Annotated in this window: 14 protein-coding genes and 1 riboswitch; of the genes, 4 read left to right on the top strand and 10 right to left on the bottom strand. The window is 61.5% G+C overall.

What is annotated here, in order from left to right; all coding sequences use genetic code 11:
* Nucleotides 1-2: 2 nt before the first annotated feature.
* The 7 genes from JCM17207_RS10805 to JCM17207_RS10835 all read right to left on the bottom strand — a co-directional run bounded on the left by JCM17207_RS10805 (nucleotide 3) and on the right by JCM17207_RS10835 (nucleotide 7,798).
* A complete protein-coding gene (locus tag JCM17207_RS10805; RefSeq protein ID WP_238317633.1) occupies nucleotides 3-626 on the bottom strand; it encodes a precorrin-8X methylmutase in 624 nt (207 codons plus the stop codon).
* On the bottom strand, nucleotides 619-1,977 hold the full coding sequence (locus JCM17207_RS10810) for a cobyrinic acid a,c-diamide synthase CobB (protein ID WP_238317634.1): 1,359 nt from the start codon (nucleotides 1,975-1,977) through the stop codon (nucleotides 619-621). Before JCM17207_RS10810 ends, JCM17207_RS10805 begins: the two co-directional genes overlap by 8 nt.
* 18 nt (nucleotides 1,978-1,995) lie before the next feature.
* Nucleotides 1,996-3,102 (bottom strand): ABC transporter ATP-binding protein, encoded by a 1,107-nt coding sequence (locus tag JCM17207_RS10815; protein ID WP_238317635.1) that lies wholly within the window; start codon nucleotides 3,100-3,102, stop codon nucleotides 1,996-1,998.
* 2 nt (nucleotides 3,103-3,104) lie between these two features.
* Complete coding sequence (locus JCM17207_RS10820) at nucleotides 3,105-4,211, bottom strand: FecCD family ABC transporter permease (protein ID WP_238317636.1); 1,107 nt, start codon at nucleotides 4,209-4,211, stop codon at nucleotides 3,105-3,107.
* Between the two features lie 78 nt (nucleotides 4,212-4,289).
* On the bottom strand, nucleotides 4,290-5,486 hold the full coding sequence (locus JCM17207_RS10825) for an ABC transporter substrate-binding protein (protein WP_238317637.1): 1,197 nt from the start codon (nucleotides 5,484-5,486) through the stop codon (nucleotides 4,290-4,292).
* A 175-nt stretch (nucleotides 5,487-5,661) separates the two neighbouring features.
* Nucleotides 5,662-5,866, bottom strand: a riboswitch (cobalamin riboswitch).
* 124 nt (nucleotides 5,867-5,990) lie between these two features.
* The gene (locus JCM17207_RS10830) at nucleotides 5,991-7,199 is read right to left on the bottom strand and encodes a linear amide C-N hydrolase (RefSeq protein ID WP_238317638.1); all 1,209 of its coding nucleotides are present in this window, start codon (nucleotides 7,197-7,199) and stop codon (nucleotides 5,991-5,993) included.
* A gap of 128 nt (nucleotides 7,200-7,327) precedes the next feature.
* A complete protein-coding gene (locus JCM17207_RS10835; protein ID WP_238317639.1) occupies nucleotides 7,328-7,798 on the bottom strand; it encodes a MarR family winged helix-turn-helix transcriptional regulator in 471 nt (156 codons plus the stop codon).
* Nucleotides 7,799-7,992: 194 nt separating this feature from the next.
* On the opposite strand from JCM17207_RS10835, the gene JCM17207_RS10840 reads away from it, so the two are divergent.
* The gene (locus JCM17207_RS10840; RefSeq protein ID WP_238317851.1) at nucleotides 7,993-9,042 is read left to right on the top strand and encodes an SPFH domain-containing protein; all 1,050 of its coding nucleotides are present in this window, start codon (nucleotides 7,993-7,995) and stop codon (nucleotides 9,040-9,042) included.
* The gene (locus JCM17207_RS10845; protein ID WP_238317640.1) at nucleotides 9,042-9,242 is read left to right on the top strand and encodes a type II toxin-antitoxin system antitoxin; all 201 of its coding nucleotides are present in this window, start codon (nucleotides 9,042-9,044) and stop codon (nucleotides 9,240-9,242) included. Before JCM17207_RS10840 ends, JCM17207_RS10845 begins: the two co-directional genes overlap by 1 nt.
* Before the next feature lie 64 nt (nucleotides 9,243-9,306).
* Here JCM17207_RS10845 and JCM17207_RS10850 read toward each other — a convergent pair whose 3' ends face one another.
* Nucleotides 9,307-10,653, bottom strand: coding sequence for a D-alanyl-D-alanine carboxypeptidase family protein (locus JCM17207_RS10850; protein ID WP_238317641.1), 1,347 nt, complete (start codon nucleotides 10,651-10,653; stop codon nucleotides 9,307-9,309).
* 170 nt (nucleotides 10,654-10,823) lie between these two features.
* Between JCM17207_RS10850 and JCM17207_RS10855 the strand changes: the two genes are divergently transcribed.
* Nucleotides 10,824-11,507, top strand: a complete 684-nt coding sequence (locus tag JCM17207_RS10855) for a metallophosphoesterase (RefSeq protein ID WP_238317642.1) — start codon at nucleotides 10,824-10,826, stop codon at nucleotides 11,505-11,507.
* A gap of 108 nt (nucleotides 11,508-11,615) precedes the next feature.
* Here JCM17207_RS10855 and glpK read toward each other — a convergent pair whose 3' ends face one another.
* Nucleotides 11,616-13,106 carry a glycerol kinase GlpK gene (glpK, locus tag JCM17207_RS10860; RefSeq protein ID WP_238317643.1) on the bottom strand — a complete coding sequence of 497 codons (1,491 nt, stop codon included), beginning with the start codon at nucleotides 13,104-13,106 and terminating at the stop codon, nucleotides 11,616-11,618.
* Nucleotides 13,107-13,451: 345 nt separating this feature from the next.
* Nucleotides 13,452-14,696, bottom strand: coding sequence for a histidine--tRNA ligase (gene hisS / locus JCM17207_RS10865; RefSeq protein ID WP_238317644.1), 1,245 nt, complete (start codon nucleotides 14,694-14,696; stop codon nucleotides 13,452-13,454).
* Between the two features lie 136 nt (nucleotides 14,697-14,832).
* Between hisS and JCM17207_RS10870 the strand changes: the two genes are divergently transcribed.
* Nucleotides 14,833-16,065 (top strand): MFS transporter, encoded by a 1,233-nt coding sequence (locus JCM17207_RS10870; protein ID WP_238317645.1) that lies wholly within the window; start codon nucleotides 14,833-14,835, stop codon nucleotides 16,063-16,065.
* Nucleotides 16,066-16,288 lie beyond the last annotated feature (223 nt).

A 16,288-nucleotide genomic window follows, 5' to 3' on the forward strand; every position in this document is an offset into this window, starting at 1 on the left:
CCTCAGCGGGTGATCTGGTAGAGCAGGGCGTTGCAGATGGCGGCGGCCACGTTGCTGCCGCCCTTCCGCCCCCGGGCCACGATATAGGGCGCCCCGGCGGTGAGGATCTGCTCCTTGCTCTCCACCACGTTTACAAAGCCCACCGGCACCCCGATAATGAGGGCGGGGGAGACCCGCCCCTCGTCCAGCAGGGTGCGCAGGGTCAGCAGGGCGGTGGGGGCGTTGCCGATGGCGAAGATACAGGGCTTTTCCAGCCCGGCGGCCCGCTCCATAGACACCGCCGCCCGGGTGATGCCCCGGTCTTTCGCTTCCCGGGCTACATCGGGGTCGGAAATAAAGCAGTGAACCTGGCCGCCCAGCCGGGTTAAAGCGGTTTTGTTGATGCCGGCTTTGGCCATCTGGGTGTCGGTGACGATGTCGCATCCGGCCCGCAGGGCGTCCAGCCCTTTCTGGACGGCATGTTCCGAGAAAGCCAGGCTGTCGGCGTACTCAAAATCGGCGGTGGTGTGGATCACCCGTTTGATGACCAATTCGTTTTCCGGGTCCAGGCGGCGCTGGCCCAACAGCTCGGTGATGATCTCGAAGCTGCGCTGTTCGATGTCCATGGGCTGGATGTGTTCAATCATGGCGGTGTTTTTCCTCCAGACAGGTTTCGTAAAAGCGGACCCCGAAGGCGGGGTTGGCGTAAAAGTGAAAGTGGGGGTATCCCGCGTAGAGCCGGGGGGTGGAGAATACACAGCTCCATTCCCGGCCGTTCTCCTTCCGGGCGGTGAAGCCCTCCCCCGGGGCGTCGGTGTCCCAGCGGTGGAACTCGTGGGCGGGGATGCTCTCCCCGGCCCGGCAGAGGAGGTTATCCTCCCGGGCGGTGAGCTGCAAATAGCCGAACCGGGTCAGCCGCCCGGCGTCGAAGCACCGCCCCGGCAGAGCCCCCGCCATAGGGGCATCTCCAATGGCCTGGCTCAGGTACATGAACCCGCCGCACTCGGCGATGCAGGGGAGCTCCGCCGCCAGAGCCTTTCGGATGCTGGCCCGCATGGAGGCATTTTCGCTCAGGGGGCCGGTGTAAAGTTCGGGATAGCCTCCGCCCAGGTAGAGCCCCTGGAGATCCGGGGGCAGAGCCGGGTCAGCCAGCGGGCTGAAGGGCACCAGCTCGGCCCCCATCTCGGCCAGGGCTTCCAGGCTGTCTTCGTAGTAAAAACAGAAAGCTTTGTCCCGGGCTACCCCAATCCGCACCGACTCCGAAAAATGGGGCAGCCGGACCTCCTCGCAGCAGACCGGAGGGGCACTCTGGGCCAGGGCCTCGAGGCCGTCCAGGTCCAGCGTTTTTTCCGCTTGGCCGGCCAGCTGGGCCAGCTTTTGGTGCAGGCCCTCCACCTCGGCGGCGGTCACAAGGCCCAGGTGGCGGCTCTCTAAGGTACAGCCCGGCAGGGGCGGCAGGTAGCCCAGGGGCTTCACCCGCCCACCGAACCGCCTTTGGATTTCCTCGGCCAACAAGGCGTAGGTGGGGGCGGCGCACTGGTTCAGAATGACGCCGCAGATGCCGCTTTCGGGCAGAAAATCTAGAAATCCGGCCAGCACCGCCAGCACCGAGAGACTGGCCCCCCGGGCTCCGATCACCAGCACCACCGGCGTGCCCGTCCACTGGGCTACCTCGCAGCTGCTGGCCCGGGGCGTGCCGCCCAGGCCATCGTAGTAGCCCATGACCCCTTCCAAAACCGAGATATCCCGGTCGGCACCATTTTTGGCCAGGAGATATCGCAGGGTGTTGGGGGAGAAGAAATAGGAGTCCAGGTTGGCACTCTTGGCCCCAATGATCCGGCTGTGGAACATGGGGTCGATGTAATCGGGGCCGCACTTGAAGGCCCCGGCTTTCCGGCCCCGGTTCACAAGAGCTTGCAGGACAGCGCAGGTGACGGTGGTTTTTCCGCAGCCGCTGTTCGTCCCGGCCAGCATTACCCGGGGGATTGCTTTTTCCATCCAGATGCCTCCTTTGGTTTATTCGCCCACCCTTCGGACGGGAATCTGTTTTTCCTGGGCCAGGGCCAGGAGTTTTTGGTTCATCCGGTTCAGGGGTCCGATGGGGGCCCCGGCGTCCAGCACCAGCTCGCAGCCTTCCAGCAGCCGGGCGGCGGCCTCAAACTGTTCGCCGGTCATGGGGGTGTAGGCCGGGGCGGTGACTACATAGTCGGTCAGTTGTTTTGCGATGGGGGTGTCGATGTCGTTCTCGAACAAAATCCCGGTGGCGAAGGGCAGCCCCTGTTTTTGGAGCAGCCGATAGCAGGGAATCCCCGCCCCGGCCCCCGCCACCACAAAGACCTTGGGCTTGCCCTTGGGGCCCCCCAGCTCCACGCTGCCGAAGAGGGGGTTATAGGAGCCCCCTTCGAGGCCATAGAGCTGTTCAATGGTGTGCTGGGCCAGAATTTGCTCCGGCGGCCCAAAGGCGGCGATGCCGTCTCCCTGGACGCAGAGCAGAAGATCGGAGCTCTTCACCGCCAGATCGATCTCGTGGAGGGACATCACCACCGTCAGCTGTTTCTGGTGGGCCATCTCTCGCAATAGTTCCAAAAGATCGATCTTATGCCGGATATCCAGGTAGGCAGTGGGTTCGTCCAATACCAGTACCTCCGGCTCTTGGCAGAGAGCCCGGGCCAGGAGCACCCGCTGGCGCTGGCCGTCCGACAGGGTGGAAAAATCCTGCCCCGCCAGATTCTCGGCGTGGACCAGAGCCAGAGCCCCGTCCACGGCGGCCTCGTCCTCGGGGGTCAGGCGGCCCAATAGGCCAGTGTAGGGGTAGCGGCCCATGGCCACCACCTCGGCGCAGGTCATCAGCTCGGGTCGGACCCGGTCGGTGAGCACCACCGCCAGCCGCTGGGCCAGCTCCCGGGGCTGCCAGGCGGTCAGGGAACGGCCGTCCAGGGTCACCACGCCGGACAGGGCCGACAGCTGCCGGGTGATGGTTTTTAAAATGGTGGATTTGCCCGCCCCGTTAGGGCCAATCAGGGTCAGGACCTTGCCTTTTTCCAGCTGGAGGCAGATGTCCCGGATCAGGGGGCGTCCATTGTAACCCACCGATAAATCATCGGTTTTGAAGTAAATATCCATTCTCAGCCCTCCTGTGTGCGGCGGCGCTGGACCATCATATAAATCACCACCGGCGCGCCGAAGGCCGAGGTCACCGTCCCGATGGAGAGCTCGGTGGGGGTAAACACCGTCCGGGCCAGCAGATCACAAAAGACGCAGAACACCGCCCCACAGAGGAAAGACGCCGGGATCACAAAGGCCGGTTTTGCGGATTTCAGCAGGCTGCGGGTGATGTGGGGCACCGCGATCCCTACGAAAGAAATGGGCCCCGCCAGGGCAGTCACGCAGGCGGAAAGCAGGCTGGACAGCAGAATCAGCGCCACCCGGAAAGGTTTGATCCGCACCCCCATGCTCTGGGCGTAGCCCTCCCCCAAAGCATAGGCCCCGATGGGTTTGGAGAGAAGTCCGGCGGCGGCCACCCCCGGCAGACAGAGCAGAAGGGCGGTCCGGACGTAGGCCCAGTTGGCCCCCGAGAAGCTGCCCATGGACCAGTTGGTCAGGTTGACCACGTCGTACTCGCTGGCAAAGGTGATGCTGAAATCGGTCACTGCGCCGCAAAGATACCCCACCATAATTCCGATCACCAGCAGCATGGACATGCTGCGCACCGTCTGGGAGAAAAGCAGCACAAACAGGGTGATGACGAGAGACCCCGCAAAGGCCGCCAGGATCAGCACCCAGGGGCTCAGGGTGCCCAGATAGGGGGTGAGGAAAATCAGGGTGATGCCCACCACCATCTTGGCCCCGGAGGAGATGCCCAGCACAAAGGGCCCGGCGATGGGGTTGCGGAAAAACACCTGCAATAGATAGCCGGAGACCGACAGGGCCCCGCCCAATACGGCGGCCAGCAGCAGCCGAGGCAGGCGAATGCTGAACAGAATCTGGCTCTCGGTGGTGGCTTTGACGACGGCTTCCAACGCTCCGGCGTAGCCGCCCCGGGTCACCAGGTTGGCCGCGCTGTACCGGATGGCGTCCCACAACAGACGAAACACCTGGCCCGGCGCAATGGACACCGAGCCGATGTTGACGTTCAGCACTAGGCCCACCAGCAGTAGCCCGGCCAAAAAAAACATCACCAGGGCAAAGCGGCCGGGATCGCTCAGCCGGGGGGCAGGACGGTTTGGCTTCATGGCAGAAACCCCTTTCGTGTTGGAATCAGCAGAACAGCGCAAAACTGCCGCTCTTTCGAGCGGCAGCGGTAAGGCGGCTTACGGCAGCCGGTACAGATAGGGCAGATCCCCTGTCTCGTCTGCTTCGCCGGTGAAAATTTCGTGGAAGGACTGGATCATCTGGCCCAGCTCGGTGGTCACCTGGTAGAGGTTGCGCTTGGTGCACCAGACGTTGCCCTCCTGCACGGCCTTGAACTCGGCCAGCAGCTGGTTCTGCTCGATGAGGTCGGCAGTGGTGGCGAGATCGCCGCCGACGGAGGTGTTATAGATCAGATAATCGGCGTCCTTGGCTGCGGCGAAGAAGGCCTCCATCTCCATGGGCTCAGTGGAACTCTCGGGGTCGCCGTCGTCCAGGTCACTGAACAGATAGTCGCCGCCGGCCAGCTCCAGCATCTTGCTGATGTAGTCGCTGCCCTTGCGGACCACCACGCTGCCCGAAGAGGGGCTGATGTAGAAGAAGGCGACGGTCTTGCCGGTGGCCTCGGCGCTGGCGACCTCGTTCAGGAAATCCACCTGCTGCTGGAAGAGCTCGGCGGCCTTTTCCTCCTCGTTAAAGAGGGCGGCGTAGAACCGGATCCACTCGGAGCGGCCCAGAGGGTGCTTTTCCAGGCTGGACTGGTCGGTCAGAACGGCGATGCCCAGCTCTTCCAGCTTGCTCTTGACCTCCGAGGCCTCGTCGATCATACGGGACTCCACGGCCAGGGGGCAGCCGGCGTTCACCAGCATTTCGTAGTCCGGCTCGTTGTAGGCGCCCACATAAACCATCTGGCCATCGGCCATGGCCTGCTTGGCCGAGTCGATGTACCAGCTGGTCTCCTTAGTGCTGGACAGGCGGATCTTGTCCGCGTGGCCCAGGGAGTCAAAGAGGCTCATGGCCGAAGAAGCGGCCAGGTAAAGATTATCCAGCGGCTGATAGAGAGGGACGATGTCCGGGTCGATCCCCTCGGGCAGGCTGGCCCCTTCCGGCACCACCAGGAACCGGTCGCCGTTGGAGAGGCTCAGCAGCTTGTAGCCCCCCTCGAAATAATCCACCGAGAACTGGGTGGCATACTGCAGCTCCATGCTGCTCTCCACCGCCCAGCCGTTCCCCAGCAGATCTTCTGCGGGGGCCGAGGCTGCGGTGGAAGAAGCCGTCGCCTGGCTCTGGGCCGCAGACGAGGCCGCCGGCTGGGCGCAGCCGCTCAGGATGCCGAGGGACAGCGCCAGCGAAAGACAAAGTGCAACGCAACGTTTCATTGAGATTCCTCCATAGGTTGATGGTTGTGTTGGGCCTTTTCCGGCCAAAGCCAGGGCCCGGCCCGCCGCTGCGTTGAATTTTTGGTACAAAAGAAAAAGCCGCGGCCTCTGTTTCCAGACAGCCTCAGCCCGATTTCTGCACAAAAACAGCCCATTGCCCCAAAACACGGGGGCGATAAGCTCTTTCATTCAAGCAGGTCTCCTGACTCGCGCCTCCCCAGCCGGTGCACTGCCTTCTCAGGGGCGCTGCCCCCAATGACTGGCTTTCGCCGCGTGCACGGCCTCCGCGCATACAGTGGCGGTACCGTTCCGGATTCTGACCGGATTCACTATTCTCCGCCGGCCCGAACCGGAACCGGCGGCACTCAAATGCCCATATCATTCTGATGATACTACGCCGGGCCCCCTTTTGTCAATCCCTGCCAAAAAGGAAAGAGGGCGCTCCCCGCCTGGGGAGCGCCCTCTCTTGCTGTATTCCCGCTGATTGGGGAAGGGCGGCGCCGGTTACGGCATCGCCAGCTGGAAGGTATAAGTCTCTTCGCCGTAGTGCTCGTTGCCCACCCACAGGGCGGTGCAGTCGGTCAGGTTGTAGACCACGCTGTGAACGGTAGTACCCTGGGTGTGGTCGCCGTCCACCACCCAGCCCCGGCGGCCCACCTGGGCCAGCAGGTCCATGGCGGCCTGGTCGTCCTCCACCAGGCCCCCGGTGGCGTTCAGGGAGGCGTTCAGGTGATCGTAGCGGTCGGCGCCGCCCCGGTCCTCGCCCTCGGCGTAGTAGCCGGGGGTCAGGATGTAGTTGGTGACGCACTGGTAAGCGTCGGTACCGGTGTCGGCCAGGTTGGCCGCGTCGGTGTTGCGGATGACGTTCAGCACTCGGGCCGAGCCGTCGTTGTCGGTGGCGTCGGTTTCGCCCACCCACTCCAGAACGGCGCTGTCGCCGTTGGCATCGGCGATCATGTAGTGGTAAGAGGTTCCGGCGGAGTCATGCAGGTCGTACTGCTCCACCAGGGCGATGGCCTCGTCCACGGTGGAAGCATAGTCCAGAATCATCCGCAGCATGGTGGTGGAGGTCAGGTCGGGCTTCTCGGTCTGCTGGTCGGTGGCCACCGTCTTTTCACCGCCCTGGTAGGACATATAGATGCCGCAGCTCAGGCCCGCATCGTTGACGCCGTCCAGAGGGATGAAGGGGGCCGCCAGGCAGAGCAGCTTGTCCGACAGGCTGGTGAGGCCGGTGTCGGGATCGATGCCGATGAATTGCAGGTCAATGGTGGAGACCGAAGCGTGGCGGCCGTCACCAGGGTTGGTGTAGACGATGCAGGTGTTGGTTTTGTCAAAGTCGTAGTTCCGGGCGAACAGCCGGTCGCCCTCCGCCGTCTCGGCGGTGAAGGAAGAGCAGGCGATCTCCTTGCTGTTGATGGTCATGGGGATCAGCCCCTTGGTAATGCTCTGGGTCACGAAGGAAATCAGCTCAGCGTCCGAAGAAGCGCCCCCCGAGGCCAGAAACTCGTCGAAATCGTAGCCGCCCACAATCTGCATCTCGTAGACATAGCCGTCGTTGTGGTCGTCGTTGCTGACGGCGATCTGACGGATGGAAGCGAGGGAACGGATCTCATCCCCCCAGAGGCAGAAAATGCCGGCGGCGGCCAGCACCACCAGGGCGATCAGCACGCCCAGGGCGGTCAAAAGCCGTTTGCGGGTTTTTGTTTGGGTCATAAAACCGGGTTCTCCTTTTGTTCCTGTATTTGGGTCTGTGCACGGCAGCCCAAAACAGGCGGGTCACCCGGCACAGAACATTGTTGAAAAATCAACTTTCCGCATTATAACACGGACTTGTTGATAAATCAACAATCATCCTCTGCCGGTTCCCGGTTTTGTTCCAGATATTCTTCCAGGTTCCCCAGAATTACCTCCATAGCCTCGTAAAAAGCGGTGCGCTGGGCGTCGGTGAGTCCCTGGCCCCCGGTGGAGAGGGCGTACTCGGCCCGATTGTTGATCTTCTGGACCAGGGCCTGCCCCTGGCTGGTCAGGTAGTAGGGGGCCCGGTAGCTGCGTTTTCCGTCGGAGGCCGGGCAGCAAACCAGATCTTTTTCGGCCAGCTGAGCCAGGGTTCGGCTGATGGCGGCCTTGTCCTCCCGGCACAGATCGGTCAGCTGGGTGGCGGTCAGCCCCTCAGGGTGGCGGCCCAGATAGTACAGGCACATGGCGTGGTTGGCCCGCAGGCCCAGCCGGCGCATCTCCAGGTCTTTAATCTTTTGCAGGCAGCGGTTCAGCTGCACAATGGAGCCGGAAAAAGTCTCGAAGCGGTTTTCCATGGCGGATTCCTCCCAAAAGTAGGGTTCTCTTCTTTGGTTTCTATTATATAAAGGAACGTCCCCCGGCACAAGAGAAAGCCCTTGACAAATAAAAGATAAAATGATATGATTTTGATATCAAATAGAACGCTCCAGCCTTAAAGGAGGTATCTTGTATGAGCGAATCTGTTCCTTCTGTCAACAAAGAAAAGAATATGAGTGAAAAACTTCTCCAAACCAAAAAGAACGGCCTGGCGGCCCTCTGCCTGATCCTGTTGGTCTGGCTGCTGGGCGGTGTGCTGGTATTCCTGAGCTTCCAGCTTTTCGGCACCCGGCCCACCCCCCACAGCGACCTTGAACCCAATTGGCCCCTCTTTATTCTGGGTCTGGTGATTTTGGTTCTGGGCTGGATTCCCCTCTGCGGCCTGAAGGTCCTGAAACCCCAGGAGGCCCTGGTCCTGACCCTCTTCGGCGATTACATCGGCACCCTGAAAGGGGAGGGCTTCTACTGGGTCAACCCCTTCTGCGCCGCAGTGAACCCGGCGGCGGGCACCCGGCTGAGCCAGAGCGGCGACGTCAGCAATAACAACGCGGTGGCCGCCCTGATCAACAACAAGGCCCAGAACGCCCAGGCAGCCCAGGAGGCAGCCAGCCGGAAAATCTCTCTTAAGATCATGACCCTGAACAACGCCCGGCAGAAGATCAACGACTGCCTGGGCAACCCGGTGGAGATCGGCATCGCGGTGATCTGGCGGGTGACCGACACCGCCAAGGCGGTCTTTAACGTGGATAACTATAAGGAGTATCTCTCCCTCCAGTGCGACAGCGCCCTGCGGAACGTGGTGCGAATCTACCCCTACGACGTAGCCCCCAACGTGGATACCACCGGTGACGGCCAGGCCGACGACGGCAGCCTGCGGGGGTCCAGCGAGGTGGTGGCCGAGCGGATTCGCCAGGAGATCCAGGCGAGCGTCCAGGACGCCGGTCTGGAAATTCTGGAGGCCCGGATTACTTACCTGGCCTATGCTCCCGAGATCGCCGCGGTGATGCTTCAGCGTCAGCAGGCGTCGGCCATCATCGACGCCCGCAAGATGATTGTGGATGGTGCCGTGGGCATGGTGGAGATGGCTCTGGAACGTCTGAACGAGAATAAAGTGGTGGAGCTGGACGACGAGCGCAAGGCGGCGATGGTCTCGAACCTGTTGGTGGTGCTCTGCGGCAACCACGACGCCCAGCCGGTGGTGAACTCCGGCAGCCTGTACTGATGGCTGAACCCAAAAAGCAGATTCCCCTCCGCCTCTCCGCGAAACTGTACGACGCCCTGGCCGCCTGGGCGGAGGACGATTTCCGGTCGGTGAACGGGCAGATTGAGTATCTGCTCACCGAGTGTGTGCGCCAGCGCAAGAAAAACGGCAAGTATGTCTCGGACGAGATCGACGTGCCCCCTGAGCTGGACATCAAGTGAAATGATAAAAAGCTCCCCTTTGGCCCGAAAGCCGAAGGGGAGCTTTTTATGGTTATAAAAGAGATCAGTGTCGGCGAATCTTTCGGCCGCCGCTCCGGTGGTGGAAGGCGTATTGCAGCCGCCAGATGCCGTAGATGCCAAGGCAAAGCAGGCTCAGCAGGATGACCACCCGCAGATAGAGGCTGCCCAGAAAATCCTGGAACTTGGCCGCCGCATACAGAAGGCCGTTCCGGCTCACATCCTGTCCGGCAATCAGGTTCACGCTGCCGATGGTTTCGCCCGCCAGCTTGAGTTCCACCGTGCCCACGATGTCCCCCTTCTGGATGGGGGCGCAGACGTATTCCGGCAGGTGGAAAAACTTTTGGGTCACGGTGCTGTCGCTGGACGAGGGCAGAATGGTCATCATGTTGTCGTCCGGGTAGAGCATCAGGGTGTCAGTATCCGAGGAGTATTTCACCGGGATCTCGGCCAGGGCCAGGTCGGTGTCCAGAGCCGCCTGAATCGAGAAGTTGTCGTAGACCCAGTCGATTAACTTGGTGGTTTCGCAAAGGGCCGGGCGCCGGTTGGAGTAGCCGTAGTCGTCGCAGCTGTCCGGGCTGCCCATGACGCAGAAGATATAGGTTTCGCCGTCGCTGGAAGCCCAGGAGACATAACTCTGGGTGCCGGTGTCGTTTTTATAGGCCATCACATCGCACATGCCGCCCCGCATCTCGGAGCGGTAGAACTTGCCTCCGGCGGACTTGTTCAGAGCGACGTTCTGATTGGTCAGAATAAAGGATTTGGAGTGCTTCTCCTTGGCGGGCATCTCAAAGCTGGCGGACCCTGCAATCTGGACAAAAGCGTCGAATCCCATCAGATACCGCAGGATCAGGTACATATCCACCGCATTGGTGGTGTTGCCCGGATCCAGGCCGCAGGCGTCGGTCCAAGTGCTGGCGGTGGTGCCGATCTGCTGGGAGAGGCTGTTCATCTGGCTGACCCAGCCGGAAAGATCGTTCCCCGACAGCTGATAGGCCATGCCCATGGCAGCATCGTTGGCGTTCCGCAGCAGCATGGCGTAAAGGGCCTCCCGCAGGGTGAAGGTCTCGCCCGAGCGCATGTCGGCGTTGTCGGTGCCGTAGACGTAGTCCGAGATGGCAAAAGGCATCTGGAAGGTGTAGCTGTCCAGCTGGTCGCCGTAGTTGGTGAGCACCAGGGCGGCGCACATCAGCTTGGTCAGGCCGCCGGCGTAGACCTGTTCGGTGCTGTTTTTTTCGTAGACAATAATATTGGTGTCGGTGTTGACGATGTAGGCGCTGGAGGCCTGGACCTGATAGTAGGTGCTGGGGTCGTAGCCAATGGCCCCGGCGGGCAGCGCCAGGCATCCAACGAGAACCGCGAGGGAGAGAACCAGTGCAAGAAACCTTTTCATGTGGACATTTCCTTCAAAACGATATAAAATAAAGCTGATATTCGGCGGTTTGGTCCCCAAACCGGGGCGCAGAACACAGACTGCCATCATTGATTCTATTATAATAACAGGTTTGCCGGAAGGTGACAAGGCCTTTGCCGGGTTTCACAAACCGGCGGGGAGAGAGCGCGATGGTTTATATTACAGGGGATACCCACGGGGATCTGGAGCGGTTCAAGCACGGCCGGCTGCGCTGGCTGAGCAAAAAAGATACGGTGATCGTCCTGGGGGATTTCGGCTTTGTCTGGGACGGCAGCAAGAAAGAGGCCGCTCACCTCAAGTGGCTCCAGAAGCGCCGCTATACCATCCTGTTTTTGGATGGAACCCACGAGAATTACGATCTGCTGGCCGCATACCCCACCGAGGAAAAGTTCGGCGGGCTGGTGCAGCCCCTGGGGGGCAATCTCTACCACGTCTGCCGGGGCAGCGTGCTGGAACTGGAGGGAAAACGGTATCTCTGCTTCGGTGGGGGAGAGAGCCCCGACAAAGAGGAGCGGGAGCCCGGGGTCAACTGGTGGCCCCAGGAGATGCCCTCCGAGGCCGAGTGCGCCCGCTGCGAGGCCAACGCCGCCGCCAACGGCTATCAGGTAGATTATGTGCTGACCCACGACGCACCAACCAAATTTTTGGATTTTACCGCCCTGAAACAGGGCCAGACCAACCGCCTGCACGAATTTCTCGACCGGCTGCTGCTCAAACTCACCTACGACCGGTGGTTTTTCGGCTGCTACCATAAGGACACCCGCCTTTCCACCAAGGCGGAGTGTGTGTTCTGCGGGCTGATCCCCACCAGCGAGTCCCACGCCCGGCGGTAAACCGAACCCCTTATCTTTAATCACAAAACAGCAGCGCCGCCCCCCTCTTCCAAAAGAAGAGGAGACGGCGCTGCCATTTGAGAGAGAAAAGAGAGAGAGGAAAGCAAATCAGTCGTTCCGGGCCCAGCCGAGACTGCGCTGGACGGCCTTATGCCAGTCATGCAGCAGCTTTTCCCGCTGGGCGGAATCCATCCGGGGCTCGTATACGATGTCGCACTCCCACAGTTGGCCGAGTTCTTCCAGACTGTGCCAGACCCCTACGGCCAGGCCCGCCAGATAGGCAGCGCCCAGGGCGGTGGTCTCCCGGATGGCGGGGCGGCGCACCTTGCAGCCGATGACATCGGCCTGGAACTGCATCAAAAAGCTGTCCCGGCTGGCGCCGCCATCGGCTTTGAGGGAGGTGAGGGTGAGTCCCGTGTCGTTCTCCATGGCTCGGACAAGATCCGCCACCTGATAGGCGATGGATTCCTGCGCGGCCCGGATGATATGTTCCCGCCGGGTGCCGCGGGTGATGCCCACGATGCAGCCCCGGGCGTACATGTCCCAGTTGGGGGCGCCCAAACCGGTAAAGGCGGGCACCAGGTAGACGCCGCCGTTGTCTTTGACCTTTTGGGCGTAGTATTCGGCATCCCGGCTCTCATTGAAGAAACGCATCTCGTCCCGCAGCCACTGGATCACGGCGCCGCCCACAAAGACGGAGCCTTCCAGCGCATACTGGACCTTGCCGTTCAGCCCGATGGCAATGGTGGTGACCAGGCCGTTCTGGCTGACACAGGGTTTATCGCCGGTGTTCATCAGCAAGAAGCAGCCGGTGCCGTAGGTGTTTTTGGCCTCGCCGGGGGCAAAACAGGTCTGGCCGAAGAGAGCGGCCTGCTGGTCGCCTGCGATGCCTGCGATGGGAACCTGAACCCCCAGAATCTCGGTATGGCCGTAAATTTCGCTGGAAGAACGGACCTCCGGCAGCATCGCCCGGGGAATGTTCAGGGCTTTGAGCAGGGTGTCGTCCCAGTCCAGCTTGTGGATGTCATAAAGCATGGTGCGGGAGGCGTTGGTGGCATCGGTGATGTGCACCGCGCCGCCGGTCAGCTTCCAGAGTAGCCAGGTATCCACCGTGCCGAAGAGCAGCTCGCCCCGCTCGGCCCGGGCCTGGGCCCCCTCCACGTGGTCCAGAATCCAGCGGATCTTGGTGGCGGAGAAGTAGGCGTCGGGCAGAAGGCCGGTGGTGGCTTTGATGTAATCGCTCAGCCCCTGGGCCACCAGCTGGTCCACCAGATCGGCGGTCCGGCGGCACTGCCAGACGATGGCGTTGTAGATGGGGGTACCGGTGGCCTTGTCCCAGACGATGGTGGTCTCCCGCTGGTTGGTGATGCCAATGGCGGCCAGATCCTCGGCCCGGATGCCGCTCTGGGCGACCACCTCCATCATCACTGCATACTGGGAGGACCAGATCTCCATGGGGTTGTGCTCCACCCAGCCCTCTTTGGGGTAGATCTGGGTAAATTCCTTCTGGCTGACGGCGACGATGTTCTGATTCTCGTCGAACAGGATGGCCCGGGAGCTGGTGGTACCCTGGTCCAGCGAAAGAATGTATTTCGGCATGGTCTCTGCTACCTCCTGTCGAGGGTGATAATTGATGCGTCGGGGTGGGGGACGGACCGCTGCCCCTCAGTATGACAAAAACGCACGACACCCCTGCACAATGGAATGCCCTGCGTTTTTAGATTTCTCATGCAAACCCAACGGATCCTTGGTTGTGTGGCCCTAAGATAACATATCTCGGATGATTGCGCAATACTTATCCCGAAAAACAATAAAAATTATAAAAGTTTTACAAAAAAGTGCAACCGGCCCTGTTGGCTCTGCCGTCAAAAAGAGCCGGGCCCTCTGCCTGTTTACCGCAGAAGACCCGGCCAAATTTTTTATTTAAGACTGGGGAGCGCCTGCTCAGTTCCGCTCGCTGAACAGCTTGATCTCTTCTTTGCCCGCGAAAGCTGCGCCCACAAAGCCGGCAGCCTCCAGCTGGCCCAGCTGTTTGCCCAGCTTTTTGCCCTGGGCCAGGACGGTGACATTGTACTGCTCCCGCAGGGCCTCCGCCTGATGGAGGACGGCAGCGAAGTCGTCCCCCTTCTGGTAGAGCAGGGCCAGCTTGGCCTTTGCGCCGGGGATCTGGTAACCCTGCTCCAGCAGGATGCCGCAGACCCGCTCAAAGCCGATGGAGAAACCCACCGCCGGCACCTGCTGGCCGATGAATTTGCCCACCATGTTGTCGTAGCGGCCGCCGCCGGCCACAGCTCCTGCGAACTGGGGGCAGGTGACCTCAAACACCATGCCGGTGTAGTAGCCCTGGCCCCGGACCAGGCTGGGGCAGTAGGCCACGGCATACCGCCCAGCGGCCAGGGCGCTGGCGGTGGAAAGAACGTATTTCAGATCGTCGGCGATGGCCGGGTCGGCGCAGCGGGCGGCCACGGCGTCCAGGGTGACATCCCCGGCAGCGATGAAGTCGGACAGGGCGTTGATGGCCTCAGCGGGCAGCTGTTTCTCGGTCAGCTCGGCCCGGACCCCCTCGGCGCCGATCTTGTCCATCTTATCAAAGGTAATGCAGACCGAGTCCAGAGTCTCGGGGGCAAAACCCATGCTCTCCAGCATCCCCCGGAGGATGCGCCGGTCGTTGATGTTGACAGTGAATCCGGTGAACCCGATGTTGAGCAGGGCCCGGGTGGTCACGTCGATCAGCTCCACCTCTGCATTGGGGGAAGAGTCGCCCAGAATGTCAATGTCGCACTGGACAAACTCCCGCAGGCGGCCCTTCTGGGGGCGCTCCGCCCGGAACACCCGGTCGGTCTGGATGACCTTGAAGGGGTTGGGCAGTTCGTTGCGGTTGGCGGCGTAGTAGCGGGAGAGGGGCAGGGTCAGGTCATAGCGCAGACCCATGTCGGACAGCTCCTTGGGATCGCCGGAGGCCAGAGCCGCGGTGAGCTTTTCGCCCCGCTTCATAACCTTGAAAATCAGGTTCAGGTTGTCGCCGCCCTCAGATTTGTCCAGGTTTTCCATATCCTCCAGCATGGGGGTGGAGATCCGTTCAAAACCGGCGGCACGGTAGGTTTCCAGAATTTTGCCCTGAATATAATCGCGCAGGCTCTGCTCAGCAGGCAGAAGATCCCGCATTCCTTTTAAAGCTTGGATTTTCATAACATTCTCGCTCCTCTTTGTTCAGACGATACTCTCTTTTCATTATAAAGGTTCAGCCCGGATTGTCAACCGAAAAGGGGATACACTATAAGCTGGATAGCCTGTGTCCCTTCTCGGGGGGCGGAAAGGAGATTATATGGAACAGAAAATGGGCCGGTTTACCGCAGAGCACCCCTGGGCGGTGCTGGCGGCCGGGGCGGTGATTCAAATTCTCACCGGGATTCCTGCCGCCTGGGGGGCTTTTCAGCAGCCGGTAATGGAGGAATACGGCTTCAGTGAGGCTCAGGCGGGCTATGCTTTCGCGCTGCTGATCGCCGCCTTTGGGGTGGGGTGCCTTTTGGGGGGCTTTTTGCAGGACCGCCGGGGCCCCCGGTGCGCCGCCCTCTGGGGAACGGCCCTGCTCTGCGGGGGCTTCTTTGGGGCGGGAGCCCTGCCGCCGGGGCTGAGCTGGGCCTTTTTTCTGGTTTTCAGTATCCCGGCGGGGCTGGGCAGCGCCTTTTTGTATCCCGCCATCCAGTCCTGCGCCCAGAAGTGGTACCAGGGCCGCAAGGGGCTGGCCACCGGTGTCATCGGCGGGGCAGTGGGGCTGTCGGGGGCCTTTCTGACCTTCTTTGTCCGGGCGGCGGTGGCGGGGTTCGGCCCGGTGGAGGGGATTCGCGGGGCCTTCTGGGCATTGGGCGGGCTGACCCTGCCGGTCTGCCTGGCAGGCAGCGCTTTGCTGTCGGATCCGCCCGCCGAAAAGCCCCGCCCCGATCAGCAGGGCAAAAAGCAGAAAACCCCACCTCTGGATTATCCCCCCGGCCGGATGCTCTGTACCCGCCAGTATTGGCTCTGCGCGGCAGCGGTCTGCCTTTCCACCCCGGCGGTGCTGCTGTTCAGCCCGATTATCCTCCGGCTGGGGCAGGAGAGGGGCTTGAGCGAAGGGGCGGCGGTCTGGGCCATTGTGCTGGGCAGCGGCGGCAGCGCCGCCGGGCGGCTGCTGATGCCTCTGCTCAGCGATAAAATCGGCCGGCGAAAGACCGATCTTTTCCTGTTCGGGGGGCTGTTCGGACTATCGGTGGCCTTTGCTTTTGCACAAAGCTGGGGCGTGATTGCTGTCTATGCGGGGCTGACCTTCTGCTACTCGGCCCTGGCGGCGGTGCTGCCCGCCCTCTCCACCGATCTGTTCGGCCTGCCCCACGCGGGGGTCAACTATGGTTTTCTTGCCCTGGGACAGACGGCGGGGAGCCTGGCTTTTCCCTTTTTAGCCAATGGTTTGGGGCTGGAGATGGGCCGCCACTGGCTGGCAGCAGGGGCGGCGGCCGCCGGGTTCGGAGCCATCTGGCTGCTCCGGCCCACCCGGGCCCCGCGCTCGCCCCGGGCCAACTGAGGCGGAAAACCCCGGGATGGCAAAAACGACAAAAAATTCACAAAACCTGCACCAAAAAGCGTACAAGCAGCCGAACTGTGCCCAAGAACCCCTTTGACGGAGGATTTTTGCGTGAAAGAACTTGCAAAATGGAACCGATTTCTCTATAATAAAACCAAGCGTGGTTTATACCGGTTCTGGTGCGGCAGCGTGGCCGGACGGCCGGTGAATTTTACAAAAGGAG

The organism is Faecalibacterium gallinarum (assembly GCF_022180365.1).
GTDB lineage: Bacteria > Bacillota > Clostridia > Oscillospirales > Ruminococcaceae > Faecalibacterium > Faecalibacterium gallinarum.